At 55.9% G+C, this 25,290-nt stretch carries 21 protein-coding genes and 1 tRNA gene; 8 read left to right on the forward strand and 14 right to left on the reverse strand.

Features of this window, described 5'->3' with window-relative positions; all coding sequences use genetic code 11:
• The first annotated feature begins 19 nt into the window (after positions 1-19).
• Positions 20-931: a nucleotidyltransferase gene (locus CIK94_RS13115; RefSeq protein ID WP_094385894.1), complete on the forward strand. Its 912-nt coding sequence runs from the start codon at positions 20-22 to the stop codon at positions 929-931.
• Between the two features lie 271 nt (positions 932-1,202).
• Here the strand turns inward: CIK94_RS13115 and CIK94_RS13120 are convergent.
• The 4 genes from CIK94_RS13120 to CIK94_RS13135 form a co-directional block, all read right to left on the reverse strand.
• Positions 1,203-1,275: transfer RNA gene (locus CIK94_RS13120), tRNA-Met, on the reverse strand.
• 117 nt (positions 1,276-1,392) lie between these two features.
• Positions 1,393-2,271 carry an SGNH/GDSL hydrolase family protein gene (locus CIK94_RS13125; RefSeq protein ID WP_022310818.1) on the reverse strand — a complete coding sequence of 293 codons (879 nt, stop codon included), beginning with the start codon at positions 2,269-2,271 and terminating at the stop codon, positions 1,393-1,395.
• A gap of 17 nt (positions 2,272-2,288) precedes the next feature.
• A complete protein-coding gene (locus CIK94_RS13130; RefSeq protein WP_094423290.1) occupies positions 2,289-2,849 on the reverse strand; it encodes a DUF4738 domain-containing protein in 561 nt (186 codons plus the stop codon).
• 17 nt (positions 2,850-2,866) lie between these two features.
• Positions 2,867-3,907: a bifunctional oligoribonuclease/PAP phosphatase NrnA gene (locus tag CIK94_RS13135; RefSeq protein ID WP_094423291.1), complete on the reverse strand. Its 1,041-nt coding sequence runs from the start codon at positions 3,905-3,907 to the stop codon at positions 2,867-2,869.
• A gap of 183 nt (positions 3,908-4,090) precedes the next feature.
• Here CIK94_RS13135 and CIK94_RS14215 point away from each other — a divergent pair, with 183 nt between their 5' ends.
• From CIK94_RS14215 to CIK94_RS13160, 6 genes are all read left to right on the forward strand, one after another.
• Complete coding sequence (locus CIK94_RS14215) at positions 4,091-4,378, forward strand: hypothetical protein (protein ID WP_144008112.1); 288 nt, start codon at positions 4,091-4,093, stop codon at positions 4,376-4,378.
• A 25-nt stretch (positions 4,379-4,403) separates the two neighbouring features.
• Positions 4,404-4,655: a hypothetical protein gene (locus CIK94_RS13140; protein WP_094423292.1), complete on the forward strand. Its 252-nt coding sequence runs from the start codon at positions 4,404-4,406 to the stop codon at positions 4,653-4,655.
• Between the two features lie 28 nt (positions 4,656-4,683).
• A complete protein-coding gene (locus CIK94_RS13145) occupies positions 4,684-5,355 on the forward strand; it encodes a NigD-like protein (RefSeq protein ID WP_094388551.1) in 672 nt (223 codons plus the stop codon).
• A 65-nt stretch (positions 5,356-5,420) separates the two neighbouring features.
• On the forward strand, positions 5,421-5,978 hold the full coding sequence (locus tag CIK94_RS13150; protein WP_094385904.1) for an RNA polymerase sigma factor: 558 nt from the start codon (positions 5,421-5,423) through the stop codon (positions 5,976-5,978).
• Positions 5,975-7,252 carry a porin family protein gene (locus tag CIK94_RS13155; RefSeq protein ID WP_094423293.1) on the forward strand — a complete coding sequence of 426 codons (1,278 nt, stop codon included), beginning with the start codon at positions 5,975-5,977 and terminating at the stop codon, positions 7,250-7,252. The genes CIK94_RS13150 and CIK94_RS13155 overlap by 4 nt, the downstream gene beginning before the upstream one ends.
• Positions 7,253-7,366: 114 nt before the next feature.
• On the forward strand, positions 7,367-10,207 hold the full coding sequence (locus CIK94_RS13160; protein ID WP_094423294.1) for a helix-turn-helix domain-containing protein: 2,841 nt from the start codon (positions 7,367-7,369) through the stop codon (positions 10,205-10,207).
• A 132-nt stretch (positions 10,208-10,339) separates the two neighbouring features.
• On the opposite strand, the gene CIK94_RS13165 is transcribed toward CIK94_RS13160, so the two are convergent.
• From CIK94_RS13165 to aroB, 5 genes are all read right to left on the reverse strand, one after another.
• Positions 10,340-12,016: a SulP family inorganic anion transporter gene (locus CIK94_RS13165; protein WP_094385910.1), complete on the reverse strand. Its 1,677-nt coding sequence runs from the start codon at positions 12,014-12,016 to the stop codon at positions 10,340-10,342.
• A 224-nt stretch (positions 12,017-12,240) separates the two neighbouring features.
• The gene (locus CIK94_RS13170) at positions 12,241-13,422 is read right to left on the reverse strand and encodes a TolC family protein (protein WP_094423295.1); all 1,182 of its coding nucleotides are present in this window, start codon (positions 13,420-13,422) and stop codon (positions 12,241-12,243) included.
• Positions 13,397-16,462: an efflux RND transporter permease subunit gene (locus tag CIK94_RS13175; RefSeq protein WP_094423296.1), complete on the reverse strand. Its 3,066-nt coding sequence runs from the start codon at positions 16,460-16,462 to the stop codon at positions 13,397-13,399. The genes CIK94_RS13170 and CIK94_RS13175 overlap by 26 nt, the downstream gene beginning before the upstream one ends.
• 23 nt (positions 16,463-16,485) lie before the next feature.
• On the reverse strand, positions 16,486-17,631 hold the full coding sequence (locus CIK94_RS13180; protein WP_094385916.1) for an efflux RND transporter periplasmic adaptor subunit: 1,146 nt from the start codon (positions 17,629-17,631) through the stop codon (positions 16,486-16,488).
• Positions 17,632-18,103: 472 nt separating this feature from the next.
• The gene (aroB, locus tag CIK94_RS13185; RefSeq protein ID WP_094423297.1) at positions 18,104-19,177 is read right to left on the reverse strand and encodes a 3-dehydroquinate synthase; all 1,074 of its coding nucleotides are present in this window, start codon (positions 19,175-19,177) and stop codon (positions 18,104-18,106) included.
• Between the two features lie 216 nt (positions 19,178-19,393).
• Here aroB and CIK94_RS13190 point away from each other — a divergent pair, with 216 nt between their 5' ends.
• Positions 19,394-22,375: a TonB-dependent receptor gene (locus CIK94_RS13190; protein ID WP_094423298.1), complete on the forward strand. Its 2,982-nt coding sequence runs from the start codon at positions 19,394-19,396 to the stop codon at positions 22,373-22,375.
• Between the two features lie 85 nt (positions 22,376-22,460).
• Here the strand turns inward: CIK94_RS13190 and CIK94_RS13195 are convergent, their stop codons facing one another.
• Genes CIK94_RS13195 through CIK94_RS13215 form a run of 5 tightly spaced genes read right to left on the reverse strand, consistent with a single transcriptional unit; the run spans position 22,461 to position 25,242 of the window.
• Positions 22,461-23,042, reverse strand: a complete 582-nt coding sequence (locus CIK94_RS13195; protein ID WP_094423299.1) for a manganese efflux pump MntP family protein — start codon at positions 23,040-23,042, stop codon at positions 22,461-22,463.
• Positions 23,043-23,054: 12 nt separating this feature from the next.
• Entirely contained in the window at positions 23,055-23,639 is a 585-nt protein-coding gene (locus CIK94_RS13200; RefSeq protein ID WP_022310803.1) for a phosphoribosylglycinamide formyltransferase, read from the reverse strand.
• Positions 23,629-24,066 (reverse strand): RNA-binding S4 domain-containing protein, encoded by a 438-nt coding sequence (locus tag CIK94_RS13205; RefSeq protein ID WP_094388542.1) that lies wholly within the window; start codon positions 24,064-24,066, stop codon positions 23,629-23,631. Before CIK94_RS13205 ends, CIK94_RS13200 begins: the two co-directional genes overlap by 11 nt.
• The gene (gene pth, locus CIK94_RS13210) at positions 24,063-24,635 is read right to left on the reverse strand and encodes an aminoacyl-tRNA hydrolase (protein ID WP_022310801.1); all 573 of its coding nucleotides are present in this window, start codon (positions 24,633-24,635) and stop codon (positions 24,063-24,065) included. Before pth ends, CIK94_RS13205 begins: the two co-directional genes overlap by 4 nt.
• A gap of 10 nt (positions 24,636-24,645) precedes the next feature.
• A complete protein-coding gene (locus CIK94_RS13215; protein ID WP_094385926.1) occupies positions 24,646-25,242 on the reverse strand; it encodes a 50S ribosomal protein L25/general stress protein Ctc in 597 nt (198 codons plus the stop codon).
• Positions 25,243-25,290 lie beyond the last annotated feature (48 nt).

A 25,290-nucleotide genomic window follows, 5' to 3' on the forward strand; every position in this document is an offset into this window, starting at 1 on the left:
TAACACATTATTATATAATATGAAACCTACATTGTTACTTCTTGCGGCTGGTATGGGAAGCCGCTACGGTGGGCTCAAGCAGCTCGACGGTCTGGGTCCCAATGGTGAGACCATTATGGACTACTCTATCTACGACGCCATCCAGGCTGGTTTTGGCAAAATCGTCTTCGTAATCCGTAAGGACTTTGAGCAGGATTTCCGCGATAAGGTTCTTTCCAAATATGAGGGACATATCCCCGCCGAGATATGCTTCCAGTCTATCGACGCGCTGCCCGAGGGCTTCAGCGTGCCCGAAGGCCGTCAGAAGCCTTGGGGTACCAACCACGCCGTGCTCATGGCCAAGGATATCATCAAGGAGCCTTTCTGCGTCATCAACTGCGACGACTTCTACAACCGTGATGCCTTCATGGTGATTGGCAAGTTCCTGTCAGAGCTGCCCGAGGGCGCCAAGAACGATTATGCTATGGTGGGCTTCCGTGTAGGCAATACGCTGAGCGAGAACGGTACCGTGGCTCGCGGTATCTGCTCTAAGGACGAGGCTGGTCACCTTACCACCGTGGTTGAGCGCACCGAGATTATGCGCGTCAATGGCCCCGTATGCTACAAGGACGAGCAGGGCCAGTGGGTAGCTGTCGAGGACAACACGCCCGTAAGTATGAATATGTGGGGTTTCACTCCCGATTACTTCGACTATAGCGAGGCTTACTTCAAGGAGTTCCTCAGCGACAAGAAGAATATGGAAAACCTGAAGGCAGAGTTCTTCATCCCATTGATGGTCAACAAGCTCATCAACGAGAAGACCGCTACCGTCAAGGTGCTCGATACCACCAGCAAGTGGTTTGGCGTGACCTATGCTGCCGACCGCGATAGTGTGGTAGCCCGCATCCAGAGCCTCATTGACGAGGGCGTTTATCCCTCACACCTGTTCTAAAGAACCCATCATCGGCTTGCCTGCTACCGCAGCCATCAAGCCGTCAACATCTGCGCTATCCGCATGGCCCACAGCGCTCTCCACAGCGCGAAAGAGGCAGTACGGATAGCGCCTTTTTGTTTCGGGATGTTTCGGGATGACCGATAATAGAACTGTTGCTATATTATGGCTCACCCGATATATATCTGGGCCTTACTGTCCGACCCCTGTACGGGTGTATATACGAAAAACGTCCGAAAAGCCTTGGTTATTTGCTTTTCGGACGTTGTAGTTGCGGAGGCAGGACTCGAACATGCGACCTCCAGGTTATGAGCCTGGCGAGCTACCAACTGCTCCACTCCGCGATATTTCTCATTTGCGAGTGCAAAGGTAGTGCTTTTTTCTGAGTCTTGCAAATTTTTGGGCATGTTTTTTATCCCCATGGGTCATTTATGGGTATCTTTGGCATGCCCGGGATGATGCTATTTCTTCTTTTTCAACTCATTATCAGGCGTATAGTGGAGTTTGGTACCAATGAAGGCCACTTCCTTGAATTCTTTATAGTTGTTGCGGATAATCCAGTCTATGTAGGTCATGAATACACGTGCCGTGTACTCGTAGCCCATCGCATTGAGGTGGCCTCCTACGTAATAACGGTCCTGGAAATCGGCGTCATAGAGTGGGGCGTGCTTGAAGAGGTCGATGACATATACGTTGCTGAACATACGTGCCAGCCCGCGCACCACCTCGTTGAACTCGTCATAGGCGTTGTTGCCCTTGTCGGTCTGCGGGCGTGTCACCACAAATATCTTTGCCTTGGGCTGTATGCTTTGCAGTCGCTGTATGATGCCAGCCATATAGCCGGCATAGGTCGGGGCATTGTTGTTGTAGTCCTTGAGGTCTACGTCGGTATCCAGACTGCCACACTTCAGGTTGTTGCGCTTGCGGCGTGTATAGTCGTTTACACCCATAGCCACGATGTAAGCCTGCTTGGGGTTCATCTTGCAGTATGCCCATCCGCGCTTGGTGTCGTCGGCTATCCATCCCTTGGCGGTCTGACCTCCGCGGCTGAAGTTCTCGCCCTCGGCGCCACAGGCACGGCACAGGAACTGGCCCCACGAGTATTCGTACATGTCGTGATGACCCAGCTTGCCATTCTCGTCGCGACTCTCCATCTCGCCGCTACACAGGCTGTCGCCTATGAAGCCCCATGTGCGGAAGATGGCGCAGAGGCCGGGCGTGTTGTTGATGGTCTGCAGCGGATTTTCTTCCGCCGAAACGTTGGGCATAGGATTGCCCATGGTCTGTGCCGATGCTCCTATCGAGATGCAGAGCAGGAGCGCTGTGATTACATTCTTCATGATTATGTTTTTTAGGGTTAGAATACTTCATCTGCCGCTTCGTCAGCCGAGCTGGTGTCCAGGCGTGTGTCTTTGCTCACAGAGACACTGCCCGTGCGTCCTATCTTGATGAGCAGGGGCACGTAGTCGTCGCTCGACTTGTCTGGCGAGCCCACGCTGACAGCAAAGGTGAGGTTGTCGCCATCGATTTTGTCGTACACGATACCCACCAGCGCACTGTTATCCAGATAGCCGGCATCGACATGGGCGGAAAAATCGTTTTTGGTAAACTCGCGGTGCAGAAACTGTGTGCCGTCTTCGCGGTCGATGGTGAGCGCGATGCGGTTGTCATAGTATTTGCGTGTGCCGTCGCTCACCTTGTCCAGCGTCGAGTCAGCCTTTGCCGCTACCGTTATCGTATAGTCCTTGCCCAGCCACTCTACGTGATACTTCTGCACATAGTCGCCTATGGCCAGAGTCTTGGTAGACTTGGGTGCCTGCTCCTTCTTTACGATGATGTTGTAGGGCTGCTTCTTCTCCTGACAGGCAGTCAGCATCAGTCCCATGGCGGCTATCATGAGCCATTTTCTTGTTTTCATTTTATCTCGAATTAAGTTTATTTCAGCTTGTCGGAGAAGTCCATGATGGCTTCTCTCACAGCCTTCTCTGCCTCGTCCATCGTGCAGCAGAGCTTGCCACCGCTGGCGTTGAGGTGTCCGCCACCGTTGAAGTGTCTGGCAGCCATCTCGTTGCAGGGGAAGTCATCGACCGAGCGCAGACTCACCCATATCAGATTGTCGTGGCGGTCGTCTTCGCGCAGCGAGATAGAGAGCTTCATGCCCTTGATGCGCAGCGGCTCGTTGACCAGCCCTTCGGCGTCGCCCTTGATGAAGTGAAAGCGCGCCATATCGCTGCGGGTGATGGTGAAGTAAGAGGAGTGATAGTCTTCAAAGTAATTGAGCTTCTGCGAGATGATATATCCCCTCAGCCTCATGGCCCAGCAACTGTAGTTGTTGTACACATTGCGGTAGATGCGGTCTTTGTCGATGCCCTTGGTGAGCAGCTGACCTATTATATAATATATCTCCGGACGGGTGGAGTTGTAGGTAAACCCTCCCGTGTCGGTCATCATGCCGCAGTATATCTGTGTGGCGCAGCGGCGGGTCATCATGTCAAAACCACCCAACTGCCATACCACGCGGAACACCACCTCAGAGGCGCTGCTCAACTCGGGATGCGACACCATCAGCTCCATGCCCTCCTTTTCGGGGTTCAGGTGATGGTCCATCATCACCTTGTGGCCTGTGGCTTCGGTGAGCACCGTTGTCATTTCGTCTACGCGCGACATAGCATTGAAGTCGATGCAGAATATCAGGTCGGCGTGAGTCATGATTTCAGCCACCTGGTCCTTATGCTTGTCATAGCGCACCACGCGTTCTGTTCCCGGCAGCCAATGCAGAAAGTCGGGATAGGCGTCGGGCACTACCATTGTCACTTTTTTATCACGCTGGGCAGAGAGATAGTCTGTCCACGCCAGGCTTGCACCCATAGCGTCGCCGTCGGGCGACTTGTGGCAAGTCACTACTATCTGTTGGGCGTTGTCAATAAGCTCGTTCAGCTTTTCGGCTTCCGCCGTAGTAAGAAGATTTATTTCCATATAGATGCAAAGGTAGTGCAAGTCGAAGACAATGCAAAGAAAAAACGAAAGTTTTTTCATTTGGCATTGTTGAGACGCAGCCTACCTTATCCAAAGGTAGTGCAAACCGAAGAGAATACAAAATAAACTCGTTTATTTTTATTCTTGAGGTGCCGCCTACCTTCACAGCGGGAGCCGTAAATAGTGCAAACCGAAGCAAATACATCCCCACCTTATTTATATATATCCCCCAAACTTCCGCCGACCTCCTTAAACCTGATTTTGGGGTTTGAAATGATGGTTTCAAGTTCAGAAACGCTGATTGCAGGGTTTGCAATGACGGTTTCAAACCCCGAAATTAACTTCTATGCCATCACTGTCGAAAATGCGTGCCGCCCTTGCCCGATGCGCCCGATGGCCGTCGGACTGTCCCTTCGCTCTGATGCCGCCGGTGGTTGTGGACGCACGATAACAATAGCTGCTGTCAAGTAAACGATGACAACTGATTAAGAAAACGATGGCAGCTGACAAGAAAACGATGGCAGCCGACACGAAAACGATGGCAACCGACAAGAAAACGGTGAATTTATTTCTTTCTCCGCGTGGTTTGTATTATTTTTGTGGCAGTTATCGCGATGCAGCCCGTCTGCTCCCGCTTCAGCGCGTGCGTTTCCGCGCTCCTTGGCGTGATGACCGTGGTGCTGGGAAGCCATTCCTAATGGTTAAAAAAGGTAAATACGTGCAAGGAAATGGCTGCGGCTGCATTTAATAGACGAAACAAAAAGCAAAAGACAGATATGAACAAATTGAAATTCCTTACCCTCTGCCTCGTGTTGGCAGTCTCTTCTTTCACCCTGCAGTCCTGCAACGATGACGATGATAACGGAATCACCTACTTCCCCAATGCGTTGGTCACACTGAAGACCAATGCCGAGACAGGTGCCTTCTATATGCAGCTCGACGATGCCACCACGCTCGTACCTACCAATATCAAGACAGCCCCTTATGGCGGCAAGGAGGTGAGAGCCCTCGTCAACTTCAAGGAAGACCAAAAATCCACCGGACACAATTCACGCTCGGTCTATGTCAACTGGATTGACACCATACGCACCAAACCTATGGTGCTCCACAGCGCCGACGACGACCAGACTTACGGCAAAGACCCGATAGAGGTGGTCAACAGCTGGGCCACGGTGGTCGAAGACGGATATTTCACCCTGCGCTTCCGCACCCTCTTTGGCAGCAACAAGCCCCACGAGCTCAACCTCGTGAAGTGCAACGAACCCTACACGGTGGAAATTCGTCACAATGCCCACGGCGATGTCTCTGGCTATCCTGCCGACGGACTGATAGCTTTCCGTCTCAACCAGCTGCCCGACACCGAAGGCAAGACCGTGCTGCTCACCGTCAAGTGGCAGTCGTTCACTGGCGAAAAGAAGGCGCAGTTCAAGTATTGTACCCGCAAATAACAGTGTTTTGAGTCCCGAGGCCATGCCCCGTAGCGGGTGTGGCCCCATGGGCGACGTGCTATCCTATGCGATTGTATCAAGCAGATATCGAACAACAGATAATACAACTGTTTGGCCGGGGCGATGCCTCGGCCATGCGTCGTCTGTACGACTCCTATGCAGGCGTGCTTGCCGGTATCTGCGCCCGATACATCACCGACGCCGACGACCAGAAAGATGTGCTGCAGGAGTCGCTCATCCAGATTTATACCCATATCTCTTCCTTCACCTATCAGGGTCGGGGCTCGCTCCAGGCATGGATGGCGCGCATCACCATCAACCAGGCGCTGATGTTTCTGCGTGCCCAAGCGTCGACAACCATGATGGGCGAGGTCGAGAACATAGCCGATGACACCACCGACGAACCCGATGTCGCCGGACTCAGCGAGGGCGAAATCCTGGACATGATAAGACGACTGCCCGTAGGCTATCGCACCGTCTTCAACCTCTATGCCATCGAGGGCAAGAGCCACAAGGAGATAGCCGCAGCGCTCGGCATCAAGCCCGACACCTCGGCGTCGCAGTACAAGCGGGCACGCACAATGCTCGCACAAATGATAAAAGACTATAAAAGACAGATATGACTACCAACGACAAATGGATTAATCGCATACAGCAGAAGATGGAGCATTATGAGGCTGATGTTCCTGAGGGACTGTATGATGACATCGTGGCCGAGATGCAGCGCCGCGGGCTGAAGCCCCTGGCAGCCACCTCGCGCAAAGCCCCTGTAGTGCCTTTGTGGACCCAGCGCATAGCAGCTCTGGCAGCGGTGGCAGCAGCCGTTGTCGTAGCCGTATTTGTGTTTACCCCCTCGGCTCCCGAGATGGCGCCGACAGCCTCATTGCCCACCAGCCATGCGGTGCAGCCCTCTGCCGTAGCCGCTGCCACCGACGCCCAGACTGCTGGCGATCCCAGTTCACTGGTCGCTGCCGTGCGCCGATGGAAGGCAACCTTCAGCCCCACCGCCGTCAGGGAGGTGATGCTCGCCGACAATACTACGCCCGCCGTCTCTACACCTATATATAATATAGAGCCCGAGCCCGAATGTGAGGTGATGGAGCAGCGCCCGACCGATGCCGACAGCCCGACAGCCACCAAGCCTGCTGCCACCTCGAAGCCTGTCTCCCCGTCGGGCTCTACCGTCAGAAAGACCGAGCGCAGGGTGATACATTATCCATCCACCCGCCGCTCCCATCCCATGTCGATTGGCGCCTACGTGCGCGGCGCCCAGTCAGGCAACTCTGTCATCCCTTCCAAATTGACTGACGGCGGTGGCTTTTTAGCGGACAATGACGTCTATGGCAGCGGCGATATGATCCACCCCAGCCGTGTGCCCATGCTCCCTATGGGCAGGAGCGGTGGCCGCACCCATCATAAGCTGCCCGTCAAGGGAGGCCTCTCTCTGCGCTACTCGCTCGACGACCGTTGGAGCGTGCAGACCGGCGTCAACTACAGCTATCACTCGTCAGAGATAGAGATGGGCGGCGAGGACATCGACCAGCATCTCCACTTCATCGGCGTGCCTGTGGCTGTGGGCTACAATGTATGGGGCAACCGCCATGTCAATGTCTATCTCACCGCTGGCGGCGAGGTAGAGAAACTGGTCAAGGGCCGTCGCACGGTGAGCTATACCGGTCAGCAGCGCAACGAAGATGTCAAGATGAGCCGTCCCCAGCTGTCGGTACAGCTGTCTGCCGGCGCCGAGTATCGTGCCACCCGCGCCGTGAGCCTCTATATCGAGCCCGGCGTGTCCTACCACTTCGACAATGGCAGCGGCGTCAGCACCATCTACAGCGACAAGCCCTTCGAGTTTGGGCTCAGCATGGGCGTCAGAGTCGATATAAACCGCCGATAAAGCCCCCAATAGACGGCCAAAACCTAAAATAATATTTCTTTTGCTTTGCCTTGTTCTTGGTTTTCATTAATTTTGTGGTATCTTAGCATTAATGAGAACAGAACACGGCAAAGTATGAGACCCATCAAGCATCCATATCTTCCCATCTATTACCTCTCGGTGGTTCTGGGACTGCTGCTTCTTGCTGGCTGTAGCGACAAGAAGACGGTACCTATATACAATACCCCTGAGTACAAACAGATAGAACGCAAGTTGAACGCGGTGGCCGACACCACCGACCTGAAGCATTGGCTCCAAGTCTACCGCCAGTCGGGCAACCGTATGGGCGAGTCTATCGTGCTGCGGCGGTTGGGTAGGGCATATCGTGTAGACAACCAGTTCGGTCGCGCCATCCTTGCCCACAAGCAGGGCCTGGCTGTAGCCGATAGTATCTGCGACACGATGGAAATTGTCAATACCCTCAACGAACTGGGTACCAACTACCGCCGTCTGGGTGCTATGTACCTTGCCACCAGCAGCATGACTCTTGGTCTGGGCTACTGCCAGCAGTGGAGCGACACCACTGCCGCGGCCTTCAAGAGTCAGCTGAAGATACTCAACGGTCTGGGAAAAATCTATTATACCATCCGCAACTACAAGGCAGCCCTCGACTACTTCAGGCGCTCGCTTGCCGGCGAAATCAAGTTGGGCAGCGCTTTTGGTATGGCGCTCAACTATTCTGATATCGGCAGAGTGTTCAGAGCCCAGAACAACCTCGACTCTGCCCAGTTCTATTTCCAGAAATCCATGGAGCAGAAACAGCTCATTAACGACGAGGTGGGTATGGCGCTCATTCGTATCGAGTATGGCGGCCTCTACGAGGATAGGGGCGACTATGCCAAGGCCACTGCCGAGTACGACAAGGCTTATATTACCCTGATGGCCCACTCCGACCGCTATCTCCGCCTGCGGTCCTGCATAAGCCTTGCGCGTGTCTACATCAAGCGACAGATGACCGCCACCGCCATCGAGTATCTGCAGGAGGCCAAGATGACCGCCGACGAAATCAACTCGCCTGGCGACCGCTCGCAGATAGCCCTGCTCTATTATCAGATTTATCGCAAGTCGGGCAATACAGCCAAAGCCCTCGCTGCCTATGTCGACTACAAGAACTGGAACGACACGGTGATGAACCTGGAGAAACTGGGTGATATCCAGAATGTGCAGATAGACGAGCTCATGGCCGACAATACGCGCAAGCTCAACTATGTGCGCAAGGATATGGACCGTATGCGCAAGCAGCAGGAGAGTGGATGGCTCGTGTTTACGCTCATCATGGTAGGTATGATAGTCCTCTTGGCGTTCTCCTATTACCTCCTGCGCATCCGCACCCGCACGCTTGCCGCCTACAGAGAGTTCCGCGACGCCCGTGTGCGCTTCTTCGCCAATATCTCGCACGAACTGCGCACACCGGTGACCATCATCCAGTCGGCGGGCAACTCCATAGAGTCGCAGACCGACAACCAGCAGATACGCGACGAGGTGTCGCAGCTTCAGGAGGCCTCTCGTCGTCTGCTCCATCTGGTAGACAGTGTGGTGGACATCACCAATATCAGCATCAGACCCGTCGACGAGGCACAGTGGTGTCACGACGACATCGTGGGATATGTACGCATGCTGGTCGAAGCCTATCGCCATGAGGCCGCGAAGCGCCAGATACGTCTTGTGGTGACCTCCAAGCGCAACAAGATAGAGGCCGACTTCGTGCCCGATTATGTCGACAAGATTCTTGGCAATCTGCTGACTGATATGTTGCACCATGCCTACAACCAGTCCGACCTCTATATCAGCATGTCTATCGAGAGGCGCATGCTCAGGCTCGAACTCAAAGACCGCGGCCAGGGTATGTCGCCCGAGGTAGTCAAAGACCTGCTCAAGCCCTATGACAGCAAGAATACCTCTGAAATCTATATGCATGTGGGGCTGAATATCCAGGCGGTGCAGGCTGCCATACGAGCTATGGGTGGCGATATCAAGTTGAAGAGCAAGCTGGGCGAGTATGCCCAGTTCATCATCACCATCCCCCTGCGTCATGGCGACCACGACTATCCTCGCCTCACCGAGCAGAAGACCCTCCACACTCCTGCCGCTCTATCTCCTGCCGATGCCGACATGCCCCCTGTCGTCGAAGCCGAAGCTGACAACAAGCCACGCATACTCATCGTCGAAGAGTCGGCACAGGTGGCCCGCTACGTTGCCGACCAGCTGAAAGACCATTACAAGGTGTTCTTTGCCTCCAATGGTGAAGACGGTCTGCATAAAATCAGAATTGCTGCGCCCGACCTGATTATCACCGACGGCGTGTTGCCCGTCATGGATGGCTATCAGCTCTGCGAGGGTGTGCGTGCGCAGGCTGCCACCTGTCATATCCCCATCGTCATGGTGTCGTCAGACTCTTCGGTGCGTGGTCGCATGAAGGGTTTTCAGGCTGGTGCCGACGCCTATCTGCTCAAGCCGTTCCGTGCCGACGAACTCCTGATGCGCGTAAGTCTACTGCTCCAGCAGCGGCGTATGCTGCGCGACAAGTATGCTGGCTCCGTGCCGGTTGTCGACGATGCCGACGGGCAGGTAGAGACCACCGACCGCACTCCCGACTTCATCGACGAGGTGCAGCAGTATGTAGACAGCCGTATCGGCGAAGGCGACATAGACCTCGCCGACCTGGCGGCTCGCTTCGGGGTCACCCGTGCCACCTTCACGCGTAAGGTCAAGCAGCATACGGGCCTCACCTCGGCGGCATATATCACCTCGCGCCGCATCCGAAAGGCTTGCGAACTCCTGCAGACCGCCGACATGACGGTGGCTCAGGTGGCAGAGGCGTGCGGATACAGCGACACCGCCTACTTCATCATGGTATTCAGAAAGAGCATGAACAAGACGCCCAAGCAGTACAAGGACGAGTGGCTGAAGCCTTAGTCTGTTATCCTGCGGCAGCCTTCTGATGTCTATATATATAATAAGGTAAGGACTTGGAGCAGTCACACTCCAAGTCCTTACCTTATTATATATACGCGCGTGGGTCGCCCGCCAGCAGGGGGCGATGGCGGTTTATCTTATGATTTCCTTGGCACGCTCCAGAGCCAGATTGATGTGGCTGCAGATGTTCTCTTTGCCCACAATCTGGTAGAAGCCTGCGTGCTCGAGCACCTGTTCTACCTTGGGAGTCACTCCCGACAGCACAATCTGTATGCCCTCCTTGCGGCTCATCATGCACAGATTGGTGAGGTTGTGTATGCCGGTAGAGTCGACAAACGGCACCTTACGCATACGGATGATGCGCACCTTGGGGCGGTCGCCGAAGTTGGCCATGATTTCCTCAAACTTGTTGCCGGCACCGAAGAAGTAGGGCCCGTTGATTTCGTACACCTCCACGCCGGTGGGGATGGTGAGGTGCTCGTTGTTCTCCAGTCTCACGTCGGTCTCGTCGGTCAGGTCTATCTCGTCCATGATAACCTTGACATCGCTGGTCTCAGCCATACGCTTCATGAAGAGCAGACAGGCGATGATGAGGCCTACCTCAATGGCTATGGTCAGGTCGAAGAGTATGGTCAGGATGAAGGTGATAAGCAGCACGCTGACATCGCTCTTGGGGTTCTTCATCAGCATGGCAAACGAGCGCCAGCCGCTCATGCCGTACGACACGACCACCAGCACGCCTGCCAGACACGCCATGGGGATATACTGCGCCAGCGGCATGAGGAAGAGGAAGATGAGCAGCAACACCACAGCATGGATGATGCCGGCTACAGGGGTGCGGCCGCCGTTGTTGATATTGGTCATGGTGCGGGCTATGGCTCCGGTGGCAGGGATGCCGCCGAAGAGGGGCGAGGCGAGGTTGGCCAGACCCTGTCCGATGAGCTCGGTATTGGAGTCATGGTGATGGCCTATCACACCGTCGGCCACCGTGGCAGAGAGCAGGCTCTCTATGGCGCCGAGGATGGCAATGGTAAGCGCCGGCGACACCAGGCTCTTGATGATATCCCACGATAGGGCGGGCACGGTGGCGTTGGGCAGTTCGCTGTTGATGGAGAAGCGGTCGCCTATGGTCTCTATGCTTGTCACGCCATAAAACTGCTTGAGTATCAGAGTCGCCAGGGTCATCACGATGATAGCCACCAGCGAGCCGGGAATCTTCTTGCTGAATCGGGGCGTGAGCGTGATAATCACGATGCTCACTATGCCCACCATCGCCGTCCACCAGTCTATCGTGCTGATGTCGTGGAAGTAGGCTATCCACTTCTCGGTGAAGTCCGAGGGCACCGTCGCCATAGTCAGCCCCAACAAGTCCTTGATTTGGGTGGTAAAGATGGTTACGGCGATACCGCTCGTAAATCCCACCACGATAGGATAGGGTATATACTTGATGATGGTACCCAAGCGGAGTACGCCGAAGAGTATCAGGAACACGCCTGCCATAAGAGTAGCGATGGTGAGTCCCTGTATGCCGTATTGCTGTATGATGCCGTAGATAATGATAATGAATGCACCTGTAGGTCCGCCTATCTGCACGCGGCTTCCGCCGAATACCGACACCATGAAGCCTGCCACGATGGCGGTGATGATGCCCTTCTCGGGCGTTACGCCCGAAGCGATGCCAAAGGCGATGGCCAACGGCAGGGCTACGATGCCCACGATGATGCCGGCCATGAGGTCTTGCATAAATTTACTACGGTTATAGTGTTTCAGGGTAGAAACCAGTTTGGGTTTGTACGTAAATACTTGCATAAGTGTTGTTGCTAAAACGGTAATAATGTAAGTGTCCTTAAAAACGACTGCAAAGGTATCATCTTTTGTCCACACATCGGTGCTGGCGCGAGGGGTTTCTTTGTTTTCATGGCGTCTTATTGACTTGTATCATTGGCCCCTGCACCCCAGTAACCCAAACAGCGGCTGCCGTCTCTACTCTACAGATGACGGCAGCCGCTGTGGCGATAGTGGTGTCTGGCGTGTTACAACTCGTTCTTGTGCAGTTCGGCCAGGAGTTTGGTGCTCTGGCAGTGCAGGTCGATGTGGCGCTGCAGTTTCTGATAGATATTGTTGATTTCCTCGTAGTAGACCAGCGCGGTGATTTCTCCCTGCTTCAGCGCTTTGGCAAAGAGGGCGATACTCTCGTTCATCATCTTGACGTCGCTGTGGTCGAGCACCTGCTGCAGCCCCTTGAGCTGCTGGTAGCGCGACCTGATAGAGGCCTCGGCTTCCTGGCGCGACTGCATCACCTGTATCTCGGCACTCTGCTTGCGTTCACGGGCAGCCTTGATTTTCTTGCTGTTGCTGTAGAGCGGGAAGCTCATACCCACTATCATTCCGTTGACAGGCTCGCCCTCCTCGGTGTTCCTGCGGTAGCCCACCGTGAGGTTGGGCAGCCACTCGCTCTTTTGTATCTTCATGTCCATCTCGGCTGTCTTGAGCGAGGCTTCGGCTGTCTTGATGTCGGCGTCGTTGGCCAGTGCCAGCGCTTCAAACGACTTGTAGTCTGTGATGGCTGCAAACTCAGGCATAGTGGTCATGTTGACCTCTATGGCCTGTCCGCCGTTGAGCTGCTGGAGCTGCTGGAGCAGCAGTATGCGCTCGTTGCGCGCTTCTGTCACCAGGGCTTTCACCTCCATGACATCGAGTTTCACCTTGTTGAGCTCCAGGATGTTGGCGTCGCCCACCTCCATACGCTGCTCGTACATACTGCGCAGCTGCTCACTGCCCGTGAGGCGCTGGTTGAGCATACTGAGCGTCTGGTTGAGGCGTATGATGTCCAGGCAAATCAGCTCGGCTTCGAGCAGAATGTCCCTTCTCTGCTTGAGCAGCTGCTGCTGGCCGGCATTCCTCTGCATGCCTGCGAGCCGGCTGCAATCCTTGTACTTGGTAGGAAACTTGATTTCCTGGCTGACCACGAGCTCGCTCTCGACCACGCCCGAATATCCCTTCTTGAAGAAAGGGCTGTATTCGACCGATGGGCCGCCCAGCGCGTTGTCGGCCTTGATGTCCAGCACGTCGGCCTCGCTTTCGTGTGCCTGCGCCTTGAGCGTCAGGTTGTTGGCGGCTATCTGCCTGAGTATGTCGCCGATGCTGTCTGTGCCGGTGGCTGCTGCCGTCAGCGTAGCGAGCATGGCGCTAATAGCGATGAGATATCTTTTCATAAATGATAGGTATGATAAATGCGTTGAGTAATGTCGAACTGATGAGTCCGCCCAGTATCACCTTGGCCATGGGCGACTGTATCTCGTTGCCGGGCAGGTCGCCGCCGAGAGCCAGCGGCACCAGAGCCAGCGCCGAGGTGAGGGCTGTCATGAGTATGGGGTTGAGTCGTGAGAGCGAGCCTTCGATGATGGCTTCCTTCACGGTCTTGCCCTCTTCGGTGCGCAGCCGCTTGTACTCGGTGATGAGCAGCATGCCGTTGCGCGTGGCGATGCCGAAAAGCGAGATGAAGCCGATGATGGCGGGAATGCTCACCTCGCCGGTGGTGAAGATGATGGCAAAGATGCCGCCGATGAGCGCCAGTGGCAGATTGAGCAGTATCACACCAGCCTCCATCGTGCTGCGGAACTGCATGAACAGCAGCAGGAAGATGATGGCGATGGCTATCGTGCAGGTGAGATAGAGCACCCGTGAAGCATGCTCCTGGCTCTCAAACTGTCCACCATACTCTATATGATAGCCCTCGGGCAACTGGATATTGTTGTCTACCGCAGTCTTGATGTCGGCCACCACGTCGCTCAGTGCCCTGCCGGTGGTGTTGGCAGAGATGACTATCTTGCGCTGGGTGTTCTCGCGGTTGATGGTGTTGGGGCCGGCGCTCGATATGATGTCGGCCACATCGGACAGAGGCACCTTGCGTCCGTCCTGCGTGTCGATGATCAGGTCGCTTATCTCGTTGTAGTTGGCGGCCTTGACCACCAGGTTGAACGCTCTGCCCGCCTCGTACACCTGCGATACGGTCTCGCCCGCCAGATTGACAGCCAGAAACTCGTTGAACTCGGGCAGCGTGATGCCGTTGCGTGCCAGCAGTTCGCGCCGTGGCACTATCTTGAGTTCCGGACGCTCTATCTGCTGTTCCACGTTGAGGTCGGTGATGCCGTCGATGTCCTTGCAGGCCTTCTTGATCTGGTTGCCTATGGTGTACATCTTGTTCAGGTCGCTGCCAAAGAGCTTGATGGCTATGCTTGCCTGCGTGCCCGACAGCATGGCGTCGATGCGGTGGGATATGGGCTGACCTATCTCGATGTTGGCGCCCGCCAGCACCGACAGGCGCTGCCTCACGTCGTTCTGTACCTCTTCGTGCCCGCGGTCTTTGAGCTTGAACGGAGCTTCTATCTCGCTCACGTTGACGCCCAGTGCATGCTCGTCGAGCTCGGCGCGGCCTGTCTTGCGTGCCACGGTGGTTATCTCGGGCACCTGCAGCAGGAGCCTCTCCGCCCGTGCGCCTATGGAGTCGCTCTCTTCGAGCGAGATGCCCGGGAGCGAAGATATGTTGATGGTAAACGAGCCCTCATTGAACTTGGGCAGGAAGCTGCTGCCTAAAGAGAAGAATGTGGCAAGAGCCGCCACCAGCAGCACGGCGGTAGAGCCTATCACCCATCGGGTGTGGCCCAATACCCATGTCAGCGCCCGCTGGTAATACCCCTTGAGCCATACTGCCACAAAGGCCTCCTTGCCCATCTCGCCATTGCTCTTGCCGAGCAGATAGCTGCAGAGCACGGGCGTAAGCGTGAGCGCCACCAGCGTCGACGCCATGAGCGCCGTCACAAAGGCGATGCCCAGCGGGATGAGCATGCGGCCCTCCATGCCACTGAGGAAGAACAGCGGCGCAAAGCTCACGATGATGATAAGGGTAGAGTTGAGGATGGGCATACGCACCTCGCGCGAGGCCTCATAGACCAGCCGGATCATGGGCACGCGCTCGGCCTCGGGCAACTGCCGGTTCAGCCTGATGTGCTTGTAGACATTCTCCACATCGACTATGGCGTCGTCGACCAGCGACCCGATGGCTATCGCCAGACCGCCCAGAGTCATGGTGTTGATGCTTATGCCGAGGGCGTTGAGCACTATCATCGCCACGAGAAACGACAGGGGGATGGTGACCAGCGAGATGATGGTGGTGCGCACATTGGCAAGGAATATCATCAGGATGATGACCACAAAGATGGCTCCCTCGATGAGTGACTTCTTCACATTGTCGATGCTGCTGCTGATGAAGTCGGCCTGGCGGAAGATGTTGGTAGAGATATGCACGTCGGCGGGCAGATTGCCTTTGAGCTCGTCGAGCGCATGGTCCAGATGGGCCGTCAGGTCGAGCGTACTGGTGTTGGGCTGCTTGGTCACGGTAAGCAGCACGGCGGGGTGAGCCCGTTCGCTGGCCACGCCCAGCTTGGGCGACTGGCTGCCCACGCGTATGTCGGCCACATCGGCAAGGGTGATGACGCTCTCACCGCTCTTCTTCACCGCACTGGCCTCGAGCTTGTCGATATCGTTGGTCGAGGTGATGCCGCGTATGATGTACTCGTTGCCGTACTTGTAGCACACGCCGCCGTTGGTATTGGTGTTCATGCCGCGGGTGCAGGCCATCACGTCGGCGAGGCTTACGCCGAAGTGCTTCATCTTGCCGGGGTTGATGAGTATCTGGTACTCCTTGATGTCGCCACCGTGGACACTCACCTGGGCCACGCCACCGGTAGAGAGCAGCCGTGGGCGGATGACCCAGTCGGCATAGGTGCGCAGGTCTTGCATGGAGGTCTTGTCGCTGGTAAGGCTCACGATGAGCACTTCGCCCAGGATAGACGACTGAGGGCCCAGCACGGGAGCGCTCACACCGGCAGGCATCTGCTCGCCAATGGCAGAGAGCTTCTCGCTCACGATCTGGCGCGCCAGGTAAATGTCGGTGCCCCAGTCAAACTCTACCCAGACGACAGAGAAGCCGTGGGTAGACTGCGAGCGCACGCGGCGCACGCCGGTGCTGCCGTTGACCGCCGACTCGATAGGGAAGGTCACCAGCTGTTCGACTTCCTCGCTGGCCATGCCGCCAGCTTCGGTCATGATGACCACTGTGGGAGCGTTGAGGTCGGGGAAGACGTCGACCTCGGTCTTGGCGGTAGAATAGAGGCCGGCGATAACCAGCAGTACAGCCAAGACCAGTATTAATATTCTGTTCTCGAGCGAGAACTTGATGATCCTGTTCAGCATGATGTTACAGTATAGAGGTGGGCTTAATGGTTATGGTTGTGGGCGGGGATAGCGTTGGAAGCCGAGGCCAGCTTGACCTGTATGGCGCCACGCGTCACCACGCGGTCGCCGGCCTTCACACCGCTCTTGATTTCGATGCGCTCGCCGTCGCTTTCGCCGAGAGTCACCTCCTGCTTCTGATAGCCTTCGGCGTCTTTCTGTATATAGATATAGTGTAAGCCCTGTTCCTCGGTGATGGCTGTCAGGGGCAGCGTGATGACCTGTTGGCGCTCATGGGTGATGAGGTAGATGTCGGCATAGGAGCCCTGGACCACGTCGCCGGTATTGTTGAACTCGAAGATTACGGGTATGTAAGAGTTGTTGACCTCGGCAGAGCGGCCATACGACTGGATGTGTCCGCCCATCTGGCTGATGTCGTAGAGGCGGTTGCTGTAGCTGGTGCTGAACTTGGCGCTTCGGATGTTGTTGAGCTCGTTGAAGCGGCGCTCGGGCACCTCGGCACGCAGATAGAGATGCTTGTTCTGGGTGATGATGGCCAGAGGCTGGCCCGCTTCGACGTAGTCGCCGCCGTTGACCAGACACTGCTTGATATATCCGCCACGCGGAGCTGCGACCACCACGCCGCCGGCACTGCGGGTCTTCTGCATGCTGGTATAGGTGAGTTTGGCAGCTTCATATTCGGCTTTGGCCACAGCGAAGTCTTTCACGCTGATAATCTTGTCCTTAATCAGCGCCTGGGCACGGGCGTAGTCGCGCTCGGCACGCTCAAAGTCTATCTTGGCACGCTGCACAGGGTCGCCGTCGGCCACTTGCATGCCTGCCGAGGTAATGGAGAAGAGGGTAGTGCCGCCTGCCACCTTCAGACCTTCGCTCACATGACCCATGTGGGCCACGCGGCCGCTGATGGTGGCCACCACGGTGGTCTCGTCGCACGAGGCAGCCATGACCTTGCCGCTGGTGTGGATGACGCCATGGAAGTTGCCTGGCTTGATGGTCTCGACCTTCACGCCGGCAGCGCGTGCCTTCTCGGGCTCGAGTATTATCTCGTCGCCGTGGTCCTGGTCTGCATGGCCGTGACCCTCATGGCCAGCCTCTTCGGTCTCGTGGTCGTGACTTCCTTCTTCGTCGGCATGGGCGTGATGGCCGCAGGCCGCTATACATGCTGCCATGGATAGCAGCGATAAGTAATATAAACCTGTTTTCAACATATATGTAATGATTATAGTGCAAAGATACGCACATTTTCTTGCAACCGGGTTGCATATTTGGCTCCCCTCCCTCTCTTGTGACGGCAGAGAGCGAGGCGGGAGAGGGCAGATGGAGGTCTGCAAGGTGCGTGGGCTGGCTCGTATCATAAGTCACGTGGTCTCGTAACGTATGACGCGCGGTCACGTGACGTATGATACGGACTCACGTATCAAATGATACGAGCCGTCAGTGACCATCAGTAACGGCGTGGAGCACGTGAGGGATGTGCGGAGATATGCTGGCTGCTATGCAGTATGGGCTGTGACGGCCGGCAACGTAACTGCCGGAAAAACAACAGCCGCACCCACAGGTGCGGCTGCAGTGTCGTTTCATCCTGGGATGAAAGTATAAGGTATGAGGGCTTGTCATGGAGATGCCGGCGGCAATGACGGCTCAGCCCTCTCTCAGGAAGTCAAGCGCCTCGCTTATCTCCTCTTCGCCGACTATCTGGTTGATGTGTATCTCGCCCACATCGCTGAGCAGGGTGACATTGATGTCGGTGCCCGTGTTCTTCTTGTCGTGGTGCATCAGGGCGAGCAGCTGCGGATAGTCATCGCAGGTGATGGCGGGGGTACCATAATACTGGCGGATGTAATGGAGCGTCTGGCGCAACTTGTCGGCGGGGAAGCCCAGCCTGGTGGCGCTGAGATAGAGCTCGGCCACGATGCCGTAGGCCACGGCATAGCCATGCAGGATGGGGGTGCGCTGCAGCAGCAGGCTCTCTATGGCGTGGCCCACGGTATGGCCCAGGTTGAGCGCCTTGCGCAGCCCCTGCTCCAGCGGGTCTTGGGCCACGATGTCTTCCTTGACCTTGACCGAGTCGGCAACGAGCCTGCCCAGAAGGCTATAGTCGGGCGTGGCGAGGTCGAACTGCAGCAGACTGGCCCATTGGGCGGTGGTAGAGATGAGGCCGTGCTTGAGCATCTCGGCATAGCCCGAGCGCAGGTTCTCGCCGTCGAGCGTGGCAAGGAAGTCGGCGCACAGCAGCACGAAGCGCGCCTCGGCAAAGACGCCAATCTCGTTTTTCAGTCCGCCGAAGTTGACGCCGGTCTTTCCGCCCACTGAGGCGTCGACCATGCCCAGCAGCGAGGTGGGGATATTGATGAAGTTGATGCCCCGCTTGAAGGTGGCTGCCGCCATGCCGCCGAGGTCGGTCACCACGCCTCCGCCCAGGCAGATGACCAGCGAGTGGCGCGTGGCACCATGCTCCTGAAGCTGTTGCCATACGGCGGTGAGGGTAGTGAGGTCCTTGTGGGTGTCGCTGGGCTCGATGGTGATGGTGATGACATCGCGCAGACAGCGGAAGGTGCTGAGCCTGCCCATGCAGTGGGCATGGGTGTTGCGGTCGGCGATGACAAAGATGCGGTCGTGCTCACACTCGGCTATCGCCATGGTGAGGTCGCGCTCGAGGTCGGTGGTAAGGATTACCTGCTGATGCTTATTGGATAGTGTATCGGTTGGTTTCATAACATAATGCTCTTTTTGTATAGCAAGGACAAAAGTAGGCAAAACTAAGGAGAAAGTATCTAACACAGTGATAACAATTAAGAGTTTTTAAGATAAAAGTGTCGCCGTTTGCGCACATCCCGCTGACAGTGTGCATAAAAATGATGAGGCTCACGATTAAACCTTTGGCCCGTGGAGGCGTCAAAAAACTAACAAAGCAACACATACGAAACAACAATGAAGAACAAGACACTGCTACTACTGCTGCTACTGCTGCTATCGTCGGCGATGACGATGGCCCAAGAGCGGCTCGTCACGGGCCAACTCTTTGACCCCGAGAGCAAGGAGCCCATCGAGCAAGCCTCGGTGCAGCTGCTCAATGCCGACAGCACCTATGCCGGAGGTACGCTGAGCAACGAACAGGGCGTATTCAAACTGCGCATCAAGAAAGACGGCAAATACCGTCTGCGTATATCAAGTATAGGCTATCAGACCATCGTGAAGCGCATCGTGATAAGCGACGGCAAGAACCTGGCCCTCGGCAAGATGGAGATGAAGACCGACGCCGTGGTGCTCAAGGAGACCCAGGTGGTAGGGCAGGCACTCAAGGTGACGGTCAAGGAAGACACCTTTATATATAATAGCGCCGCCTATCGCACACCCGAAGGCTCGACCATCGAGGAACTGGTGAAGCAGCTGCCGGGCGTGGAGGTCGACGAAAACGGCAAGATAACCCACAACGGCAAGGAGGTGAAGAAGATACTGGTAGACGGCAAGGAGTTTATGACTGGCGACACCAAGATAGCCATGAAGAATCTGCCCACCTCTATCGTGGAGAAAATCAAGGCCTATGACGAAAAGAGCGACCTGGCGCGCATCACCGGCGTCGACGACGGCGAAGAGACCACCGTGCTCGACTTCGGACTGAAGAAGGGCATGAACCGCGGCACCTTTGCCAATGTAGACCTGGGTTTGGGCAACCACAGCCGCTATGCCGAGAGAGGCATGGGCGCATACTTTGACGACAAAAACAGGTTCATGATGTTTGGCAGTGCCAACAACGTGAACGATATGGGTTTCCCCGGTGGTGGCAGAGGCCGCTTCGGGGCCGGCCGTCAGGGTCTGAACGCCGCCAAGATGCTGGGGTTCAACTATAACTACGAGAAAGTCAAGAAGATAAAGATAGACCTGAGTGCATTCTGGCGCCACAATGACGGCGATGCCTTCACACGCAGTTCGGCAGAGAACTTCGTCAATACCACCGGCGCCTTCTCCAACAGTATACGGCAGAACTACTCGCGCAGCGATAGCTGGAATGTACAAGGACGACTGGAGTGGCAGCCCGACACGATGACCAACATCATGTTCAGGCCCACACTGTCGTGGTCGAAGAGCGACGGACTGACCACCTCGACCTCGGCCTCGTTCAATGCCGACCCCTATCTCTACTCAGAGAGTCCGCTTGACGACAGCGAACTGGAAGAGATAAGCCGTGAGGGCATCGTGGTCAACTCGCAGAAGAGCAACTCGATAAGCTACAGCAACAGCAAGAACCTGAGCGGTATGCTGCAGGTGAACCGCAAGCTCAACACGCGTGGACGCAGCATCACATTCGGTGCGGGCGGAGGCTACGGCGAAAGCGACAGCGAGAGCATGTCGCTCAATGCCACCCGACTGTGGCTCAAGCAGACCGCAGAGGGTCTGGACTCGACCTATCAGACCCACCGCTACAATCTGATGCCCACCGACAACTACAACTACCGGCTGTCGGCGACCTACACCGAACCCCTCTTCAAGGGCGCCTTCCTGCAGCTGCGCTACAACTTCAGATACAACCACAGCAAGAGCGACCGCTCTACCTACGACTTCAGCAGACTGAGCAGCAGCGTCTTTGACGGCGTCAACCCCGAGTACCGCGGTTGGGGCGACTATCTCAACCTGCTGCCCGGCACGCTGCCCGACTATCTCGACCAGACGCTGAGCCGCTACTCGGAATACAACAACTATATCCACGAGATGAACCTGACCTTCAGGCTCATCAAGAGCAAGTATCAGCTCAACGCCGGATTTATGGTGCAGCCCCAGCGTTCGAAGTATATCCAGGACTATCAGGGAGTGCATGTCGACACGGTGCGCACGGTAACCAATCTGTCTCCTACATTTGATTTGCGCTACCGCTTCAATCGCCAGCACCAGTTGCGCATACGCTATCGCGGCACCACGAGCCAGCCCAGCATGAGCCAGCTGCTCGACATCACCGACGACAGCAACCCGCTCGACATCTCGAAGGGTAACCCCGGACTGAAGCCCTCGTTTACCAATGACTTCAATCTCTTCTACAACAACTTCATCACCAAGCGTTCGCAGTTTGTCAATGCCAATCTGTCGTTTCAGACTACGCGCAACTCAATAAGCAATATGGTGACCTATGACGAGGTGACTGGCGGGCGCACCAGCCGTCCGGAGAACATCAACGGCAACTGGAGCATCGGCGGAGGACTGCTCTACAACACCTCTATCGACTCGACCGGTACGTGGTATACCAATACCAACACCGATGCCAGATTTGCCAACAACGTGAGCTATCTCACCCTGGACCGTACAAGCGGTGTGCAGAAAAACCGCACCCGCACGCTCAATCTGCGCGAACAGCTCAATGTGGGTTATCGTAAAGGATGGGCTTCGATAGAACTCAACGGGTCGGTCAACTATATGCACGGCCGCAACCAGTTGCAGAGCCAGAGCAATCTCGACACATGGCAGTTCAGCTATGGAGCCACGTTCAGCCTCAATACCCCCTGGGGTACGGCACTCTCTACCAATATCTCCGAAAGCAGCCGCCGTGGATATAACGACAACTCGATGAACACCAACGAGCTGATATGGAACGCTCAGGTATCGCAGGGCTTCCTCAAGGGCAAGCCCCTCACCGTGCTGCTCCAGTTCTACGACCTGCTGCACCAGCAGAGCAACTTCAGCCGTACCATTGACGCCTTCCAGCGTAGCGATACATGGTATAACAGCATCAACAGCTATGCCATGCTCCATGTGGTCTATCGCTTCAATATGTTTGGCGGCAAGAACGCCCGTCAGGGTATGCGCAGACGAGGCGACATGGCTCCCGGCGATATGCCCCAGGGTCGTCCGCAGGGTGGTCGCGGATATGGAGGTCCGCCTCCCGGCGGTATGCCTCCCCGCGGGCCAGGCATGGGCATCTGACCTGATGGCCGACAACCAAAATGGGCTGCAACTCACGTCTTGTAGAGTTGCAGCCCATTTTGGTTGGTGGATGAGGGATGACCGCCTACAGCCCGTAGAGATGGCTGATGAGCACCTTGACGCCTATGGCTATCAGGATGAGGCCGCCCAAGAGCTCGGGCTTGATGCGCCGCGTGACGGTCGAACCGAAACGGATGCCGAGCAGATAGCCGATGACCGAGAAAAGCGCTGAGACGAGTCCGATGATGGTCAGAGGTTCTGCCAGATCGACCGACGAGCGATAGCCGGTACAGGCAAACGAGATGCCTATGGCAAGGGCGTCGATGCTGGTGGCTACCGCCAGTACCAGCTGGGTGCGCAGCGATGTGGGGCAGAAGCTCTGGCGCTCTTCGGGCAGAAAGGACTCGCGTATCATCTTGCCGCCGAGAAACAGCAGCAGCGAGAAGGCTATCCAGTGGTCGTAAGCCTCTAACTGGCGGGCAAAGAGCGAGGTGCCGAGCCATCCGATGTAAGGCATAAACGCCTGGAAAGCGCCGAAGAAGAAAGTGGTAAGGAGTATGGTGCGCCACTGGCGGCGGCGCAGGATGACGCCACACACGGTGGAGACCGTGAAGCAGTCCATGGCGAGGGCTACGGCAAGTAGCAGCAGTTCGAGAGTGTCGGCCATCACCTATATATATTATAATAAGGTATCGAGGGTGCCCAGGATGCGCTCTATCTCGGCTGGGAAGTGCTGCATCTCGAGCTCGTGTTCCTTGCGGGCGATGTCGTCGACGGTGTCGGTGGGCAGGAGCGGGGTGGAAAACTGGCTGATGATGGCTCCGCCGTCTATCTCGTCACTCACCCAGTGGATGGTCATGCCGGTTTCGGTGTCTCCGGCAGCCTTCACAGCCTCGTGGACATGGCGTCCATACATGCCTTTGCCACCATAACGGGGCAGAAGGGCAGGATGGATGTTAATCATGCGGTGGGCGTAAGCGGTAGTGAGCGTCTCGGGAATGAGCGAGAGAAATCCGGCGAGGACAATGAAGGTGACGTGATAGTCGGTCTGCAACATACGGACAAACTGCGGACTTGCCAGTTCTTCTCTATTGACCACGAGGGTAGGGATGCCATAAGGCTCTACACGCGCCAAAGCTCCGGCCTTGGCACTGCTGCTCACCACCAGCGCCACGTTGACCTCGGGATGGTGGGCGAAATGTCGGATGATGTTCTCGCAGTTGGTACCACTGCCAGATACAAAGATGGCAAGATTATGCTTCATCGTCGTTGCCCCAATCAAAGTCGTCATCAATATCGTCGAAGTCCAACAATGCCGGGTCGACAAAGGCGTCCATGGCACGTCGGTCTTTCTTGGTGGGGCGTCCGGTTCCGCGCGCTCTGTCGACAAATCCGCTGATGCGGCTCATCTCCAGCAGCTCGTACTGCTTGGGGTCGGTGACATTCTCGTAAATCTCGGGAATGAGCTTGGCTCCCACGCGCTGCTCGATGGGCTGGAGTATCTTGAACGAATAGGTGATGGGCGGTTTGCGCACCGACACCACATCGCCAGCCTTGACCATGCGTGCCGGCTTGACATTGATGCCATCGATGGTGACGCGTCCGTTCTTGATGGCGTCGACGGCTATGCTGCGTGTCTTGTATATGCGCGCAGCCCACAGCCACTTGTCTATACGTGCCTCGGTTTTCATTTCTTTCCCAGTTTGTTGTATTGGTTCATGGTGATGTCGATACCAGCCAGCACAAAGCTCTTGATGATGTCGACGGCAATGTCGATGCTGGGCTTGAGCTTGAGCAGGTCGTCATCGGAGAATCGGCCCAGTACCCAATCGACCTGGGCGCCACGGGGATAGTCTCCGCCGATTCCCATGCGCAAGCGGGGATAGTCCTGGCCAATGAGCTGCTGGATATGCCCCAGTCCGTTGTGGCCGCCGTTGCTGCCGTTGGCCTTCAGACGGAAGGCGCCTACGGGCAGGGCGACGTCGTCGGAGATGACGAGCAACCGCTTCTGGTCGATGTTCTCCTTGTTCAGCCAGTAGCGCACTGCGTTGCCGCTGAGGTTCATGAAGGTGGTGGGCTTGAGCAGAAAAACCTTGCGTCCCTTAATCGATGTCTCTGCCACGAAACCATAACGCTTATCCTCAAAAACAATATTGGACGCCTTAGCAAAAGCGTCCAATACCATAAAACCTGTATTGTGTCGGGTATCCTGATACTCAGCACCGGGGTTACCCAGACCACAAATCAAAAATTTGTCCATTCGCTATCAATTAAGCCTGAGCGGCGGCAGCAGCGGCGGCAGCAGCCTGACGGGTCATCTTAATAGAGCAAACGATAACTTCCTTAGCATTGGCAATCTCAAGGCCCTCGAAGCTCAGCTCACCAACCTTGATGCTCTTACCAATCTTGAGAGCGGTAACGTCAACGTCGAGGTGCTCGGGAATCTGCTGATAAGGAGCGGTAACGTTGAGCTTGCGCATAGAGAGGTTCATACGACCACCATCGCGAACACCCTGAGCCAGACCTACGAGGCGAACAGGAATACCGATAGTGATAGGCTTCTGGTCGTTAACCTCCAGGAAGTCGATGTGCATAACAGCGTCTGTCACGGGGTCAAACTGAAGTTCTTTCAGGATTGCGGTGTGAGACTCGCCGTCGATGATGAGGTTGATTACATAAACATGGGGAGTGTAAACAATCTTGCGGAGGTCGCTCATAGCTACAGCAAATGCTAAAGCTACAGGCTTGTTGTCCTCTTTTGCCTCACCATAAAGATTACAAGGAACCATGCCCTGCTTACGAAGATGTTTAGAAGCTTTTTTACCAAGGTCTGTACGCTTCTGACCTGTTACATTAATCTCTTTCATAATGTGTTACTCTAAATTATTAATTAATTCGCCATCACACTGAGATGC

It is taken from the genome of Prevotella sp. P4-51 (genome assembly GCF_002251455.1).
Lineage (GTDB): Bacteria > Bacteroidota > Bacteroidia > Bacteroidales > Bacteroidaceae > Prevotella.